Below are 16,878 nucleotides of genomic sequence, written 5' to 3'. Positions count from 1 at the left end.
TAAATCGTCAAAAAAACGATTGACCCTCACACAATGTCATTGTTTAAGATAAAGTTGAGCTTCAAAGTAGATGTAACTTATAGGAGGAAATCATGTTTAAAATAGGGGATTTTTCAAAACTATCTTCCATTAGTATACGAATGTTGAGACACTACGATAAAGTGGAATTACTACAACCAGTAAAAGTCGATGAGCAGAGTGGATATCGATTTTATTCAGCAGACCAATTAAAAAAAGTAAATCAAATTCAAACGTTAAAAGCTATGGGGTTTAATATTGCTACCATCAAAGAAATAATAGAATGCGATAATATAGATACCATAAAAGAGCAATTTTTAAATCGTAGTGCTCAAATTAAAGAAGACATGAATAACCTCCAAAAACAATTACGTCTCCTTGAAGACTCAATGAAAACGATGAGAGAGGATGTTGTTGAGATGAATTATCATGTTTCAATAAAAGAAATTCCAGAAAGAACTGTAGCTAGTGTTAGAAAGATTATTCCATCGTATAATTGCGAAGGTGATTTATGGAGTGTATTAATGCAAGAAATTCAAATGAAAAATATTAGTATTGCCCAACCGAGTTATAGTATTGCGGTTTTCCATGATCGTGAATACAAAGAAAATGATGTAGATATAGAAATACAGCTAAGTATTCTAGGTAAGCACGAAAATACAAAAGACGTTACATTTAAAAATATGGAATCGACTAATGTAGCTTCTATAACAGTTAATGGAAGTTATGAACAGATGACAGCTGTAAATGAGGCTGCGGCAAAATGGATTGAGACAGAGGGTTACAAATTAGCAGGCCCGATGTTTAATATTTATCATGTGAGCCCAGCGATGGAATCCGATCCTAATAAGTGGGTTACAGAAGTTTGTTATCCAGTTAAATGATGATAAAGAAAAAAGGCATTAATTATATGCCTTTTTTCTTTGTAAACTTATCCATAAATATCAAGACAAATTACTTCGAGATTCGATTCGTCAACTACTAGCACAATTTTATTTGCAAATGTACAAAATGAGCGGACTGTAATGAATCATCTAAAAACCAACCAGTTGGTACTAAAGTAATGTAATCATCTATTTGGAAATTTCAGCAATGTTTAAATGAGCAACAAAAGCCACCGTAATAAGGGGGTTTTGTCTTAAATAATTTAATGATATGTGTACCCTCCATCAGGAAACAATACATTACCCGTAGTAAAACTATTTTGCATTAAATATAGGACAGTATGTGCAATTTCATCATTATATCCAGCTCGTTGTACAAGTGAAAGAGATTTATAAGCTTCGTAAGCAACTAGTCTATTTTCATTTTGTTCATTTTCTCTTTGTATTGTTCCAGGAGAAACCACATTAACTCTAATAGGAGCTAATTCCACAGCTAAGGCCTTCCCTAAACTTTCAATAGCACCATTGCAAGCTCCATAAGCAGGCGCACCTTTAAGTGGTCTTTGACTAAAGGCACCGGACATTAACACGATCGATCCAGAGTTTGAAAGAAAAGGAATTGCATATTTTACGGCATAATATTGAGGCCAAAACTTTCCGATGAAGCTACTTTCAGCAATTTCCTCTGTAGAGGTAATTGGTCCAAGTGTATAAGAGGCTCCCGGTGTGAATAAATAATCAAAGTTCCCAACTGTCTTGAAAAAATTTTGTAATTGCTCTTTATTTTGATTATCCAATATATAAGTTTGAAGATGATTGTTATTTATTACTTCTCGAGCAACTTTTAATTTTTCTTCCGAGCGTCCGGCAATAATAACATGTGCGCCTTGTTTAATTGCTTGAGTTGCTGTTGCTAATCCAATACCAGAACTCCCGCCAATGATAACAATACGGCTATTTTCTAATGTAGTAATAGACATATTTTAGCCACTCCTTTAATAAAAAACTTTAGAATATAACTGTGCTATGCTTTTATTATTCGCTAAAAGGGAGCAAGTGAAAAGTACGCACTTTATATGTACATAGTCGCAAATTTCGTACTAATCGCTATACAGGCGGATAAGTAATAGGGAAAGTTTCTAAATATGGTTTATCCCGCATTAACGGGCAGTAAAACTCTCACCTCAAAGTTAGGAAAATGCAAGGACGTTAGGTAAGAGATCAATTGCCCGTAAAAGCCTGATTGGTTCAACTAATAATCAGTGTGGGATGAACAAAACCCCCACTGATTAAAGTTTCACTTTATGATATCTGAGGAGAGGTGAGAAAAATGGATTTACAAGAACCGAAGTTAAAAGGGGTAATAGCAACATTACAAATAATCGGTGGGAAATGGAAGCCGCTCATTTTGTTTATTTTGCTAACAGATGGAACGAAACGTTTTGGTGAATTAAAGACATTAATACCAGATATATCTCAAGGGACGTTAGCAAAGCAATTACGTGAATTAGAGCAAGATCAACTAATAAAACGCGAAATTTATCAAGAAATACCACCTAAAGTAGAATATAGCTTAACTGAGCATGGAAAAACAGTTAGTATTGTTTTGGATAGTATGTGTAGTTGGGGAAGAGGGCATTTAGAATATATAGATAAAGATAAACAATAAAAATATTATGTAAACTTATTGTGGTTTGAAGGGAAATGTTGTTTTAATAATTTGCATTTTATAATATATAATTAAGGAGTGTCGTAGGTTATTATACATATTTAATTTATTTTTACAAAGGGGAAATAATAAGATGAACGAATTAGAGTATAAAAGCTTCTATGATAAAGTAGGAAGATTAAATGGATGGGATTTTAGTAAAATAAAATGTGAAACTGTAGGAGATACATGGGACTTTTATAGTGAGGTAAAAGAAAGGTGTAAACCATCACATATTTTACTTGATGTTGGTACAGGCGGAGGAGAAAATGTACTTAACATAGCATCATCAGCTAAATTGTTGATTGGAATTGATAATTCTAACGGTATGATTGCAACGGCACATTCTAACTTGAAAAAATCAGGTGTACAAAATGTTGAGTTTCTTCAAATGGGTTCTGAAGCTTTAACATTTCCACATGCACATTTTGATATTGCTTCAAGTTGTCACGCACCGTTTCTGGCATCTGAGTTAGCGAAAGTAATGAAAAAGGGTGCCTTTTTCTTAACACAACAAGTAAGTGAGCATGATAAATTAAACCTGAAAGAAGTATTTGGTAGAGGACAATGCTTAGGTGAACGGGATGGTACTTTAAAAGAAAATTATATGAATGAACTTATTAGTGCAGGATTTGATCTCGTGCAAGTACGTGAATATGATGTTACTGATTATTACAGTAGGTCTGAAGATCTCATTTTCTTATTAAAACATACGCCTATTATTCCTAGATTCGGAGAACAGGAAGAGGATTTTACTATTTTACAAAAGTTCATTGATACGTATAGTTCTGAAAAAGGGATTCGTACGAATTCAAAAAGATTTATGATTATTGCTGTTAAATTATAATGTATTTTAGTGTAAAAGCTGCTTTTCATTTAAAGAAAAGCAGCTTTTTGTGTGGAAAAGAATACAGGAAATACTTGAAAATAATAGAAATAAATAAAGTGTAAATTAAAAAATCAAAATATGGAGGATAAATGTTTTGAAACGTTACTATATTAGCAATGAAAAAATAAATGTACATATTACTGAATGGGGGAATAATGAGAAGCCCGTTATCTTTTGTTTACATGGATTAGGTAGTACGAGTTTAAGTTTTATAGAAATTGCTGAGGAATTAAAAGAAGAGTATAGATTTATCTCCGTTGATGCACCTGGACATGGTAAAACACCCCCATTTGAAAGAACAGAAGATTATGAGATGCACAATTTAGCAAATTGGTTAAATGAAATAATAAATGAATTGAGAATCGAATACTTCTATTTTCTATCACATTCATGGGGAAGTTTTGTAGCGTTATTTTATTTGTTAAATCATCCAGAAAAAGTACAAGGAAGTATTCTTATTGATGGTGGATATCAAACAAAAAGGCTTAAAGAAGAAACGTTGGAAGAAGAAATTGCTTATTATGAAAAGGAATTTGATGAATACGTTTTTAATAATTGGGACGAATTTTTCAAAAGTGAAAAAGCAGCTTATACTAGGTGGTCTTCATTGTTAGAAGTTGCTGTAAAGGATCTAGGGATCGAAATGGATAATAAAGTATGGTGGCATGCCAGGGGAAATACAGCTAGTAATATAATAAGAGGTATGCATAAAGATGAAACAATAGATATATATGAGAAGCTACCGGCTAATATTGTATTACTTCGAGCTACAGTCCCACAAGTTTGGGCGGATTATAGAGATAAGACAGCAAATGTTTTTAAAGAGAAAACGGACAGTATAGTAAAAGTAATTCCTGATACTACACACATGTTGCACTGGGATAAACCAGAAATTGTTATAGCGGAAATAAAAAATAATTGGAGCTAATATATTCATACTAAAGTTGTAGTTTCTATATGAAAAATCCATCCTTCCGTTTGATTTTATCTATTTATAAGTGTAATACAATACGAATAGATAATAAGAAATGAGGGGGAATGTAAAGTGATTACACATATATCAGATATAAAACTACAAACGGTTTCTATAGAAGGGGTAAAACAAGTTTATAAGGACATATTATCTTTTCCAATAAAAAAAGAAACAGCATCCTTCATTCAATTTGAAGTAACACCTTATACAACAATTAGTTTTCAAGAAGTGTATGAACCAATCGCACCTGCACATTTTGCTTTTGAAATCCCATATTCAAAATTCCATGAAACAGCAAAATGGTTAAAGGACTCTGGATTACTCATTGTAAAATGGCAAAATGGAAATGTAATTGGTGAAGAGAATGGTCTATTCAATTTATACTTTAAAGACGGAGATGGAAATCTACTCGAAATTATCGCACATAGTTATGTTAAAGAGGATGTATTAGTACCACACTCACCTTTAAACATTTTATACGTAAGGGAAATTGGTCTTCCTGTTAAAAGTGTACCTGTTTTTACGGAATGGTTAAAATCAAATCTAAATATGAAAACGATGGAAGATGGGGATATTTTTAACTTTGTTATAGGTGGCACTGCATATATCGTCGCGACTTGGTGGCAGCGACCTTGGATTCCAATCGCGATGAAAGCTCTATCACCGAAAGTACACGTTTCTTTCGGAACACCAGACGTCGCATTTTTACAGCGAATCCAAAATAACTTTAAGAAAAATAGTGTATCATTTGAATGTAAACGTAATGAAGTATCATTTATTGAGCAAGGATATACATTTTCAATTGTGCATACATCAGAGTTTCATTCTGATATTCCTAAACAATTAAACTTACCGCTTTCTATTTAAGGATGAAAAGCGGTAAGTTTTTTGTATATTCGTGAAGAAGGTTTTAGCTAGGGTTACAGTGAATTTAAAGAGAAGTACAAGGTGTTATTTTAATTTATGTTAAGGGGAGAAATGAAGTGGTTTTAGGTAATCCAATTGCAAAAGGGAATACAGCAGAAATTTATTTAACTGATGATAAGGTTGTAAAATTATTTAAAGATTACCTCCCAGATACAGAGTCTATGAATGAAGCAAAAAAACAAAAATATGCGTATTCATGCGGGTTGCCAGTTCCAAACGTATTTGAAGTGAAAAAGATACAAAATAGACAGGCAATTATTATGGAACATGTAAAAGGGGACAACATTGGTGATCTCCTGCTTAATAATTTGAATGAGGCAGAGCGTTATATCGACCTTTGTGTTAATGAGCAAAAAAAGATCCATGCTATACATGTGAATACAGATGAAATGGAGTTAATGAGGGAAAGGTTAGAGCGTCAAATTAAATCTGTACATAAATTGGATGAAAACAAAAAGAAAAACATATTACTAAAATTAGATTCTATTACATTTGATTTTAGGCTATGTCATGGAGATTTTCATCCATTTAATTTGATTTTGAATAAGGAAGAGAAAGTGAAAGTTATAGATTGGGTAGATGCTAGTTCAGGTGATATTCGCGCAGATGTATTTCGAACATATTTGTTGTACTCACAATCTTCGGTAGAATTAGCTGAGATGTATTTACATATATATTGCAGTCGTACCGGCTTATCAAGAGATGAAGTTTTTCAATGGGCTCCTATAATTATTGCAGCTAGATTTTCTGAAAAAGTATCACCGCAAAATGAAGTGTATTTGAAAAGATTGTTGAATCAGTATTTATAAGTCATAAAAAAGGCTGTCAGCTAATTAATAAATGCTGTTGTTTAACCAAAGTTTCCTTGCAGTTAAACAACAGCATTCTTAAATATTGATATAGGTATTCTCATTTTCGATCTTCATCCTATAAAGGTTCATAATCCGTACGTGTTCCTCCGTTAAGTCTTCTTTATCCCAATACATATGCATTAAGCTATACTCAAAAATCTCCTTTAATTTAATAAATAATGGAAACTTGTCTATCATCTCTTTTGGTAGCTCATTTTCCTCTTGGTAGCCTTCAAATAGTGCTTTTGTAATAGAATACTCATAGTCAACGATATTCCCATTTCCAGCGAATGAATATTCTATCGCACTATAAATAGGAACGGCTAAATCGAATATGTAAAAATGTTTTTGGAATGAATCCAAGAGAATACCAACTTAACAAAATGCCTATTCAATCATTTGTTAAACTAAATTTAAATAAAGAAGGGGCGTTTAAAATGAATATTTCTAGAAAAATAGAGGTTGAACAGTTACGAGATAGGAAGAGTGAGCTATTTGATAAAGAGGTACTTAACATATTAAATGGTCAAGTTATGTATGAAGAATTTAAAAATAAAAAGCTAATGGGTGATTCTGATTATGCCCCATTTAATGAGGCGATGTGTGTGAACCCTGCTACTACACAAGTTTTTGATGAGGATTTTATTAAAACAAGAGCGAAAGGACATAACAGTTCAGTAGAAAGTTATATAAAAAAGGTTATAGATCCGTTAGAAAACCTTTTTACGAAAAAGTATAAATGTATTGTTCTATGGTTTGGTGAAGATATGTTTTGCCAAATGAACCTACTTACCATACTTTCTCACCTTGAACAGTCTGCTTATGAAGGGAAGGTATACTTAAATAGCTTTAGAGAGGATGAATTTAAAGTAAATCAAATTGAACTTGAATTGGGGAATTATTCTTCTATATACAATGAAGTATTAGTAAACCATAAAAAGACCTCTCATAAGGTACCACCTGTAATGTATCAGGCTATAGACTTATTTTTAGAAATGTTAACAGAAGATAATGCAGTAATGAAATTCATCTCTAAAAATAAAGATTTATCAACTCGTGAATTATTAATAAAGTTGTTTTATCTTTTTCCAACAATCGGATATGGAGATACTCAGTACATAGAACTGATTAATAAAATAAAGAAGAAAGCTACACCAAAAATATAGGTGCAGCTTTCTTCTTATAATTGCTCAAGTAATTCTAATTCTTTTTCTACAAATAGCATTAGTTCTTTAATTGTTTCACCAGAAAAATCAAAACGAATACCGGCTGCATCATACACTTCTTTTATAGATTGCGAGCTTCCTAGTGATAATGCCTTTTTATAATTTTCTAGCGCTTGCTTAGGATCCTCTTTATATTGTTTATACATTTGTAAAGCGCCAAGTTGGGCGATCGCATATTCAATATAATAAAATGGTACTTCAAAAATATGGAGTACAGGTAGCCAACTCGTTGCTATCCAGTTTTCGTAGCCATCAATATGTATGACGCTAGACTGATAATGTTTTTGAAGTTGTAAGTATTTTTCATTTCTTTCTTCAGAAGTATGACTTGGATTTTCATACAGCCAGTGTTGAAATTGATCGACAATAAGCATAATAGGTAAATATGAAATAACATCTTTAAAGAAGTTAATTTTTGCTTGTTTTAAATCTTTTTTGTCTGTATAGAAGGTATCCCAATAATTAAGCGAGAATAACTCCATTGTCATACTGGCTAGCTCAGCTGTTTCAGCTGGAATTTCTATATACTGTCGTAATTTTAATGGTTTTATGAGTTCGTTATGAATGCTATGCCCCATTTCATGTATAAAAGTGACAATATCATCTTGTGTATAATTTAAGTTCATAAAAATATAAGATAATTGTGAAGCTGGTAAGTACTCACAAAAGCCACCAGCTGCTTTTCCTTTGCGGCTTGTTAAATCGAGACAATTGTGTTTATACATTCGGTTTAAAAGTGCTGAAAATTCAACATCTAGTTTATTAAAGATATGAGTGCTCTTTTCAATTAAATCATTTTCATTTGTAATAGGTTTAAGTACTTTTTGATCTGGAGTTACAGCTGATACATCCCACGGGCGAAGTGTATCAACTTGCAGTTTATCTTTTTGCTCTAGCAATATTTTATCTTTAAGCGGCACAACATACTTACGTATCGATTCAGCTAGTTCATAGCAATCTATCGCTGAATAATCAAAACGCTCGTATTTTTTGAACATATAATCGCGATAATTCTCTAGTTGAATATTTTTTGCTTTTTGATGGCGAATTTCAATTAATTGATTTAATATGTTTTGGAGTTCTTTTTCAACAGATAAAAACTGTTCAGAAATAATGGTTTTTGCCTTTTTACGGATGTCACGATTCGAATCTTGTAAATACGATTGTAATTCTGTTATCGTTTTTTCTTCTCCGTCCCAAATAGCACTTAATCCTCCAGTGATTTCAAAGTACTCTGTGACTAATTTGTCTTCCTTTATTTCTAATTCGATATTGTCCTCACAAAATAACTTTTGAGCATTTTTTATTTTTGCATCTAATAAACCATATAGATTAGAATCTAATTCCATTCGAAAAGGTGACTCTAAATATTTATTATCCAATAAATTTTGGTACCGCTTTAAAAGTGGCTTTACAAATTGTTGATCATGTTCAAAAGTATCTTTTATTTCTTCATCATCCGTATTACATTGAAAGGCGATATAATGTGATCTTAATTGTTCTTCGATTTCCCAAATCATTTTTGACTGCTCTTTTAACCAATTTTCAAGGTCTAGTTTTGAAGAAATCATTTTGTTTAATAAAGACGAAAGAGTTTTTTCTAATTGTAGTACATTACTAATATCAATCGTATTTACACGTTGCATTATATATCCCTCACTTTTTATGTATTCATGGAGATATTCTATTTATTAATTGTAATTCCCTTTTTAAGAGGAGAAAATGTGAAATAATGTTAAATTATAGAAGGTATTTATATGTGAAAGTAAAAGTTTATCGTAAATGAAAATTTACGGAGGGAAGTGCAATGAAAAGAGGAAAGAAGTTGATTGTATTTTTATTTTCAATTGCTTTATTGTGTGCTTGTGAGCCTGAAATGGAAGAATCTAAAAGTGAAGATTCTATAGTTATGGGTATTGCTACAGCGACAGTCAAGCAGGAATCTTTTTTTAGTGCTGCTATATGGGATGAAAAAGCAAGAATAGTAGATTTAGAGATTGCTGATAGCGAAAATGCTAACGAAATAAAAAAAGAAATTAATAAAAGATTGCAAATTCAAGGCATTATGTCCTATAAAGTAAATATATCTCAAAGAAACAAAGAGATTGTAAATGCAGAACAAAGATGGCAGTTAGTTTTTGGACAGATATTTGATGACGTATTGAGAAAGAATGGATATGAATGGTTTGGTATTCAGCAAATAAATTATAAAAAGAATCAACCTGTTACCATTGATATAAAAACTAAGATTAGCGATGATGAAGTAGGGGCGAGAGAACTTGGACAGAAAATAGAAAAAGAAGTTGAAGGGGTACTTAAAACAGAAGCAGTAAAGAAATGGATTGAAAATGATTCATATGCTATTGGGATTTACGATATAGATGATCGGAAAATTAACTAATTGAGGAATGAATGCTCTATAAATGAAAAATCGATATAATTAAATATAGAATTACTGAAGGAGGTGTAAGATGTATAAGTATTTACATATTTTAAACGACATAGAAAATATGATTCAAAATGGAGAAATAAGAGAAGGAAAGAAATTACCGTCTATACGGTCACTCGTTACGCAATATGAATGTAATAAGGCAACAGTTATACGTGCTCTTCATGAATTAGAAAAGCGTCACATTATATATTCTGTCCCTCAAAGTGGATACTACGTTGTTAAAAAATCAGAGAGTACTATAGAAAATAACGAGATAATTGATTTTGCCTCCTCAGCACCAGATCCAGATGTTTTTCCGTATTTAGATTTTCAACATTGTATTAATAAGGCTATTGATACGTATAAAAATGATTTGTTTGTATATGGAACGCCGAAAGGCTTACCATCTTTAATACCAGTTATTCAAAAACAACTAGCAAATTATCAAGTCTTTACAAAAGAAGAAAATATTTTTATAACATCCGGTGTTCAGCAGGCACTTGCTATATTAACTTCTATACCATTTCCGAATGGAAATGAAACTGTATTAATTGAACAACCAACATATCATCTATATATTGATTATCTAGAAATAAATAAAGTTCCTGTAATCGGTATTAAACGTACGAATGAAGGTATCGATTTGAATGAATTGGAGCAAATATTTCAAACCGGAAAAATAAAATTCTTCTATACGATACCGAGATATCATCATCCACTTGGAACGTCTTATTCTAAAGATGAGAAAGAAAAAATCACACTATTGGCTAAGAAATACAATGTATTTATAGTGGAAGATGATTATTTAGCAGATTTAGAAACTGATTCAAAAGCAGATCCATTATATAGCTTGGATAATTGTAGTCATGTCATATATTTGAAAAGTTATTCGAAGATTATTTTTCCAGGTTTACGGGTTGGAGTTGCGGTCATTCCACCATCCATTGCAAATGCGTTCTATACATACAAAAAGATACTAGATATTGATAGTCCGATGATTTCTCAAGCGGCTTTAGAAATTTATATAAAGAGCGGTATGTTTGAACGTCATAAAAGTAAAATTAATTCTTCCTACTATAATAGATCAATAAAACTAGCAGAAACATTAGAAAAAGTGCAAAATGAAGATCCATCATTATTTACATATAATAGACAAAACACATTTGGAATACACACCTGTTTAGAAATGCAGAAAAACACAGTTACAGAAACACTTATACAAAAATTAGGTGACATGCAAATAAGTGTCGATACTATTGATAAGAATTATATGAGGAATTTCCCTAAAGAAAAACTATTAAAATTAAATGTTTCGAATGTAAAAGAAGATAAGATTGAAGAAGGTGTTCGTAAAGTAATTGGGGAAATCAAGCAATTAAGACAGTTTAATTTTCAGTTTAGAAAAGAATAATTTGAATTAGGAGGTTTGTTTGGTTTTGAGGCGAAAAATCATTCTCTTGTTTGTATGTAGCGCTATAGTAGTTGGTGTAATGGTTGTGGCTAAATATAAAAAAAGAGAATCAATGCATAGCAGTTGCAAAGTATTCAAGAGGTATTATCGTAGATCAAAATAACGAACCTATAACTAATGTGAAAATTTATGAAGATTCAATTGAAAGTAAGATGCGTAGTATTTCAAATGCACAAGGTGAATTTGAAATACCACATGGAGTTTGTGGTGAAATTGCATTAAAATTAGTTACTCAGAATGGGGAAGTCTATACGAGAAAATATGATAAGAATCATGTATAAGAAGAAAACTAAAGGTGAATAAAATGAAACCATTACAGAGAAAAGTAGCAGTTGTGGACGGAGCAACTATATATGTAACTGAATAACTATATGTTTTTTAAGAGCGCTCTTAGAAAAGAGTGCTCTTTTTCATTAATGTAAATATTTACTTAGCATCTTTTTAAAATGATTTTTATCATAATTTACATATTGCGTAGCTGTATTTCGTATTGGATCTCCGGCATAAAATCTTTCATACAATTCGTGTCTAGATCCTAATGGGCTTCCAATGATATCCCAGGCCAACTTAAATAATTTTGTGCGTTGTTCGGCATCTATATTCGTTCCTTTAAAGTACTTTTTCAATAAATCAGCTATCGGACTTTGGAAGTCATTCGAGCTCGAAGGAAGTTGAATGAACCCACCTGCTCCAATTAATTGTAAAATTTCTATTGCACGGGGATAATATTTGGAACCAAGATTCCTTGCAGTTTCGATATATTTAAAATTCGGCAAATAAGTTTTCGTTTCATTTGTAGTACCTTCAACTTCTGCAGCAATTAAAAGTGCGCGAATTGTTTCGATTTGCATAATTAATTCCCCAAGCTTCTCTTGAACATGCAAATAAGTAGTAGCACCGATCGCTTCAGCAATTTCACAAGCAATTGCAGTTATAAATTCTAGCTTTACTACTAATCGTACAATTGCTTGGTGATAAGCTAAACTACTAGAAGCTACATCTGACTTTATTGCCCATAACGCTTCAGGGTTGTTATATAGTAAGACTCGTTCCCATGGTACAAATACATTATCAAAGATTAATAGTGCATCCATTTCATCGTACTGTGAGCTAAGAGGGGAATCAACTGTAATTGAATGTGTATTCGCAAATGGTTCTCTACAAACCATATGTAATCCAGGGGAATTGGCTGCCACAATGAGAAAGTGAGCTAAATCTTTTTGAGTATCAGTCAGTTTTGCTAATGGATAGATTAATAAATCATTTGAATACGGAGAAGCAGTACCAATCATTTTAGCACCACTTAAATAAATTCCATCAGAAGTTTTTTTCGTAACTCTTAGTAATCCTAAGTCGTTTGTATTCAACATTGATTCTGTAGATCGATTTATTTGTGGATCACGTTGAACTACGCTTAAGAATAAGTGATTATCTCTCGCTTCTTCATAATAAGATGTAATTTTATCTGGAAACTGTGCATCGAATTTTTTATAAAAATATTTTGATACGTACCAGCCAGTAAGTCTCGATCTTGCGTAATCAGATAGTCTACTCATTACACCGTCTGTAGCATAACTCCACGTTTCAAAAGCGGTTCTCCTCATTAATAATTCGTTATAGGAATTCGGAACTAAAAAGGCTGTATGAACAAATTCTTTCGTTTTTTGACTAACATATCCAACAGAATCTCTTCGTATTGGATCATCAAACAATGTAAATAAATTAGAAATGGTACTTAATGTTCCTGCAAAATGTTTGTCTGTAGTTACATCTACTTTTTGACCATAGAGCCAAACGTTACGACCATCTTGTAAGCTCTTTATATAGTAATCTTTCAAATTTTGCATATTTCCTCCTTCTAAAGACTATTCATATATTTGGACATCTTTTAATGGTGGGGAATATACGTGGAAAGTTATTACTGCTGAATCTGTAGCATTATACATTTTATGCACAGTATCTTTTTTTACTGTGAAAATATTTCCCTCTGTAAACTCTTCAATCCGCTCGCTATTATTTTCGTACGTTATATTTTGTAGCGTACCATTGACTATTAGTATACATCCTACAGATATTCCATGATCGTGCACAAGGGTCTTTGCTTTGTTGGGGAAATTTAATACTAAAATCTCTACAAATTCAGATTGATAGATAACGTTCCTTCCGTATTCAAGATTAACTGGTGAAGTAATAAAAGGAGCTATTTTATGAAGTGAAATATCTAATGATTGAATAGTGTGTATTAAATTGAACGTATCGTAGTTACATAGGTTATTTAATGCCTTTCTTATGTTATGAATCAATTGCATGTACAACTTCCTCCTAAGCATTTGCAGTGAAAGAAAGTAATCTCCTATTATATCGTGTGTAGTCGATTACATAACATTGTATTGAATAAATTCAAAAAGGTGACTGGTTTTAATTGGGTAATATTTGCTCTAGACTACATGGAAATTAATTCCTTTTTATGGTATGCTTGAACTATAGCCCGCTTTCTATTGGAAAGGTGATGAAATAAATGGCAGTTCTTTTAGTGGATAATCTATATCAAATGTCTATTGTTTTACTGATCTTATGTTCATTTTGTTTTTATAGATATTTAAAGAAAATAAAAAGGGAAAGAAAGCTTACAGGTTTTGAAATTACGATGTATATCGTGACGCAACTTGCGTATTTCATTTGGGCGGCAACGACTTTTCTTAAAATGTAATCTTAAAGTATTAGACGCTGAACAGAAAGGTGCAGGAGCATTAACGGTATAAACGTGGGCAAGGGTAATTTATCATCTATTAGGTAAATAAATTTAGTCGAAATCTAGATGGATAACAATATTACTTATAACATCTTTATAAAAAGAGAGGATATAAATGGAACAATATAAGTTAATTGTAAAAGGGCCTAAACAACTTGAGTGGGAAACAAATGAAATTAAGGACATACAGGACGATGAAATTATCGTTAAAACAATCGCAGGAGCGATAAGCATTGGGGCCGAGTTACCACAGTATAATGGATCCGATATTACGGAAACGAATCCTTCTTATCCAAGAAAAACTGGATATGAAAGTTATGGTGAAGTAATTCAAGTTGGTAATCAAGTAACACATGTAAACGTAGGTGATAAAGTAGTTTCTTTTTATGGACATGAAACGATAGGGATAGTTAAGGTACATAAAGTAATTCGAGTGCCTAGTTCTATACAACCTAAAGTTGCTTTATTATCCATTCTTTCATGTGATGCTGCTAAAGGAGTATTGAAACTAAACCCGCGACATGATGAAAAAATACTTATAACTGGAATGGGAGTTATTGGTTTGTTCGCTTGTTATTTCTTAAAATACTATGTAGGCATTGAGCACGTGGATGTTGTTGAGCCTAATAAAAATAGAAGAGATTTTGCAAAGAAGTTTGGTCCGAAAAACATATATGATTCAGAAGAGAAAATAATAGAAACATATAATTATGGTTTCGAATGTTCTGCTACAAATAGTGGGTTCCATACTTTGCAAAAAGCTCTTAAAACTAATGGTAAAATATGTATACTATCTGATGGTAATATAGAAGAACTAACATTAACTGCTAACTTTTATCAGAAAGAATTGCAAATCATTGGATCAAGTGATGGATACGATTATCAAAAGCATGCAGATTGGTTTTTTGAAGAAATAGGAAAAACACCATTTATAGAAGAGATCTTTCAACATGAAATACATTATACTTCACTCATACAATGCTTTGATGAATTGAGTTTAGGGATAATTAAACCATTAAAAGTATATGTTTCATATGAATAACGAAAAAAATGAGAAAATATTTGTCACATACCTTACAAATGTTTCGTCACATTTATGATTACTAAATGAGGAGGAACATATATGAAAATATTTGTAGCAGGTGCAACGGGTGTAATAGGACGTTCTTTATTGCCAATGTTAATAAAAAATGGGCATACAGTTTTTGCGATGATCCGTAATACTTCGCAAGTAGAAGCAATGAAAAAGGTTGGTGCCATACCAGTAATAGCTGATGTATTTAATAGAAAGGCTGTATTTTCTGTATTAGAAGAAACAAATCCCGATGTAGTTATTCATCAATTAACGTCATTATCTTCATGGGATTTTGAGGATAATGCAAAAATTAGAACAAAAGGCACTCGTAACCTTGTCGATGCAGCTAAAAATGTAGGGGTACAGAAAATAATCGCTCAAAGTATTTCATGGGCGTATGAACCAGGGGATACATTTGCGACTGAAAAAGATTCACTACATATTACTGCTTCCATGCCTCGACAAGTCACTGTTAATGGCATATTGAAATTAGAAGAAGCTGTTACTGAGTTACCTGAATCGGTAATACTTCGTTATGGCACATTATATGGACCAGGAACATGGTATGCGGAAAACGGATTAATAGCAAATCAAGTTCGTAATAATGAGATTATTGCATCAGATGGGATAATCTCGTTTATACATGTCGAAGATGCTGCAAGAGCTACTATGCTAGCCCTTAATTGGCCTTCAGGAATCGTAAATATTGTAGATAATTATCCAGCAACTAGTAAAGAATGGTTACCAATATATGCAGCAGCGATAGGGGCACCTAAGCCTAAAGTTCAAGATGGGAAAGATAGTTGGGAAAGAGGAGCTTCCAATAATAAGGCGCGTAAAGAGTATGGTTGGATACCTTTATTTCCATCATGGTCTGAAGGGTTTAACAACTTAATAGGTAAGTAAAACACAACTTTAATGGGAATGATAGTAAAATACACCATTAAAGGATTGGGTTATTATGAATATAATTTTGGAAAGTATTATATTAACTTTTACTGGAATAATTGTTTTGAAAATGACAGGTAGTGCATCTGTCAGCCAAATGACAAGAGCTGAAATCATTATAGTTGTATCAATCGGCCGTATTATTGTGGAACCTGTATTAAGTAGAAAAGTAGTCCCATCTATATTTGCGGCTATCATATTTGCAAGCATACTACTTATCATTCATTTCTTTGAATTGAAATCAAGGAAGGTGGAACAATTTCTAAATGGAAGTAGCATTATAATTGTTGAAAACGGAGAGATTGTAAAAGAGAATTTGATGCAGGCAAAAATGTCGGAGCAACAACTATATATGCAATTAAGAGAAAAAGGAATCCATGATGTAAAGAGTTTACAGCGAGTTACAGCGGAACCGAATGGTCGTATTGGTTATCAATTAATAAAAGAAGCACAACCAATAACTTTAGAAATGTTAGAAAAAGTATTAGATCGGTACAATATAAAAAGATAATTTCTCGTGAGAAAAAGCCAATACTATAACGGAAGTATTGGCTTTTTTATTTTTCTACAAGCGTAAGGATTAATAAAATAGGGTGGATTTTAAACCAATCATTATAATAGATATAGGCTTATAATTGTGCTATATTCAATGGACTTATAGTGAATGTGGTAAAAAATTAATTTGGCATAGGTAGACGCAGCGTTAAAATTTATAAGTTTTTAAT

18 protein-coding genes and 1 pseudogene are annotated in these 16,878 nt (G+C 32.0%); 14 read left to right on the top strand and 5 right to left on the bottom strand.

Annotated features, from left to right (window positions below; translation table 11 throughout):
* Positions 1-92: 92 nt before the first annotated feature.
* The gene (locus tag ACTFP3_RS21805; RefSeq protein ID WP_023522019.1) at positions 93-902 is read left to right on the top strand and encodes a MerR family transcriptional regulator; all 810 of its coding nucleotides are present in this window, start codon (positions 93-95) and stop codon (positions 900-902) included.
* Between the two features lie 263 nt (positions 903-1,165).
* Here the strand turns inward: ACTFP3_RS21805 and ACTFP3_RS21800 are convergent, their stop codons facing one another.
* Positions 1,166-1,882 carry an SDR family oxidoreductase gene (locus ACTFP3_RS21800; RefSeq protein WP_440011250.1) on the bottom strand — a complete coding sequence of 239 codons (717 nt, stop codon included), beginning with the start codon at positions 1,880-1,882 and terminating at the stop codon, positions 1,166-1,168.
* Positions 1,883-2,232: 350 nt separating this feature from the next.
* Here ACTFP3_RS21800 and ACTFP3_RS21795 point away from each other — a divergent pair, with 350 nt between their 5' ends.
* From ACTFP3_RS21795 to ACTFP3_RS21775, 5 genes are all read left to right on the top strand, one after another.
* Positions 2,233-2,571 (top strand): winged helix-turn-helix transcriptional regulator, encoded by a 339-nt coding sequence (locus ACTFP3_RS21795; protein WP_086411833.1) that lies wholly within the window; start codon positions 2,233-2,235, stop codon positions 2,569-2,571.
* A gap of 133 nt (positions 2,572-2,704) precedes the next feature.
* Entirely contained in the window at positions 2,705-3,457 is a 753-nt protein-coding gene (locus tag ACTFP3_RS21790) for a class I SAM-dependent methyltransferase (protein ID WP_440011248.1), read from the top strand.
* Between the two features lie 136 nt (positions 3,458-3,593).
* On the top strand, positions 3,594-4,427 hold the full coding sequence (locus ACTFP3_RS21785; RefSeq protein ID WP_440011247.1) for an alpha/beta fold hydrolase: 834 nt from the start codon (positions 3,594-3,596) through the stop codon (positions 4,425-4,427).
* A gap of 117 nt (positions 4,428-4,544) precedes the next feature.
* A complete protein-coding gene (locus tag ACTFP3_RS21780; protein WP_071740591.1) occupies positions 4,545-5,339 on the top strand; it encodes a VOC family protein in 795 nt (264 codons plus the stop codon).
* A gap of 116 nt (positions 5,340-5,455) precedes the next feature.
* Complete coding sequence (locus tag ACTFP3_RS21775; RefSeq protein ID WP_440011246.1) at positions 5,456-6,208, top strand: aminoglycoside phosphotransferase family protein; 753 nt, start codon at positions 5,456-5,458, stop codon at positions 6,206-6,208.
* 78 nt (positions 6,209-6,286) lie between these two features.
* Here ACTFP3_RS21775 and ACTFP3_RS21770 read toward each other — a convergent pair whose 3' ends face one another.
* The gene (locus ACTFP3_RS21770; protein WP_012593235.1) at positions 6,287-6,613 is read right to left on the bottom strand and encodes an aminoglycoside phosphotransferase; all 327 of its coding nucleotides are present in this window, start codon (positions 6,611-6,613) and stop codon (positions 6,287-6,289) included.
* Here ACTFP3_RS21770 and ACTFP3_RS21765 point away from each other — a divergent pair.
* Entirely contained in the window at positions 6,604-7,416 is an 813-nt protein-coding gene (locus tag ACTFP3_RS21765; protein WP_326036735.1) for an AraC family transcriptional regulator, read from the top strand. The genes ACTFP3_RS21770 and ACTFP3_RS21765 overlap by 10 nt on opposite strands.
* 14 nt (positions 7,417-7,430) lie before the next feature.
* On the opposite strand, the gene ACTFP3_RS21760 is transcribed toward ACTFP3_RS21765, so the two are convergent.
* Entirely contained in the window at positions 7,431-9,122 is a 1,692-nt protein-coding gene (locus ACTFP3_RS21760; protein ID WP_440011245.1) for a M3 family oligoendopeptidase, read from the bottom strand.
* Positions 9,123-9,283: 161 nt separating this feature from the next.
* Here ACTFP3_RS21760 and ACTFP3_RS21755 point away from each other — a divergent pair, with 161 nt between their 5' ends.
* The 3 genes and pseudogenes from ACTFP3_RS21755 (at position 9,284) to ACTFP3_RS21745 (ending at position 11,659) form a co-directional block, all read left to right on the top strand.
* On the top strand, positions 9,284-9,877 hold the full coding sequence (locus tag ACTFP3_RS21755) for a DUF4030 domain-containing protein (RefSeq protein WP_149149627.1): 594 nt from the start codon (positions 9,284-9,286) through the stop codon (positions 9,875-9,877).
* Positions 9,878-9,947: 70 nt separating this feature from the next.
* Positions 9,948-11,318: a PLP-dependent aminotransferase family protein gene (locus ACTFP3_RS21750; protein ID WP_440011242.1), complete on the top strand. Its 1,371-nt coding sequence runs from the start codon at positions 9,948-9,950 to the stop codon at positions 11,316-11,318.
* A 25-nt stretch (positions 11,319-11,343) separates the two neighbouring features.
* A pseudogene (locus tag ACTFP3_RS21745) lies at positions 11,344-11,659 on the top strand (hypothetical protein).
* Positions 11,660-11,791: 132 nt separating this feature from the next.
* On the opposite strand, the gene ACTFP3_RS21740 reads toward ACTFP3_RS21745, so the two are convergent.
* Positions 11,792-13,225 carry a 4-hydroxyphenylacetate 3-hydroxylase family protein gene (locus ACTFP3_RS21740; RefSeq protein ID WP_440011241.1) on the bottom strand — a complete coding sequence of 478 codons (1,434 nt, stop codon included), beginning with the start codon at positions 13,223-13,225 and terminating at the stop codon, positions 11,792-11,794.
* A gap of 18 nt (positions 13,226-13,243) precedes the next feature.
* Positions 13,244-13,687 (bottom strand): cysteine dioxygenase, encoded by a 444-nt coding sequence (locus ACTFP3_RS21735; RefSeq protein WP_440011239.1) that lies wholly within the window; start codon positions 13,685-13,687, stop codon positions 13,244-13,246.
* A gap of 209 nt (positions 13,688-13,896) precedes the next feature.
* On the opposite strand from ACTFP3_RS21735, the gene ACTFP3_RS21730 reads away from it, so the two are divergent.
* From ACTFP3_RS21730 to ACTFP3_RS21715, 4 genes are all read left to right on the top strand, one after another.
* Complete coding sequence (locus tag ACTFP3_RS21730; protein ID WP_440011237.1) at positions 13,897-14,088, top strand: hypothetical protein; 192 nt, start codon at positions 13,897-13,899, stop codon at positions 14,086-14,088.
* A 157-nt stretch (positions 14,089-14,245) separates the two neighbouring features.
* Positions 14,246-15,172 carry a zinc-binding dehydrogenase gene (locus ACTFP3_RS21725; protein WP_440011236.1) on the top strand — a complete coding sequence of 309 codons (927 nt, stop codon included), beginning with the start codon at positions 14,246-14,248 and terminating at the stop codon, positions 15,170-15,172.
* An 81-nt stretch (positions 15,173-15,253) separates the two neighbouring features.
* Positions 15,254-16,111 carry an NAD-dependent epimerase/dehydratase family protein gene (locus ACTFP3_RS21720; protein ID WP_006929510.1) on the top strand — a complete coding sequence of 286 codons (858 nt, stop codon included), beginning with the start codon at positions 15,254-15,256 and terminating at the stop codon, positions 16,109-16,111.
* 55 nt (positions 16,112-16,166) lie between these two features.
* Complete coding sequence (locus ACTFP3_RS21715) at positions 16,167-16,664, top strand: YetF domain-containing protein (RefSeq protein ID WP_326036740.1); 498 nt, start codon at positions 16,167-16,169, stop codon at positions 16,662-16,664.
* Positions 16,665-16,878 lie beyond the last annotated feature (214 nt).

This window comes from Bacillus cereus group sp. MYBK5-2 (genome assembly GCF_051915685.1).
Taxonomy (GTDB): Bacteria; Bacillota; Bacilli; order Bacillales; family Bacillaceae_G; genus Bacillus_A; species Bacillus_A cereus.
Note: the sequence above shows the minus strand (reverse complement) of the source record. Positions and strands in the feature narration are given on the sequence as shown.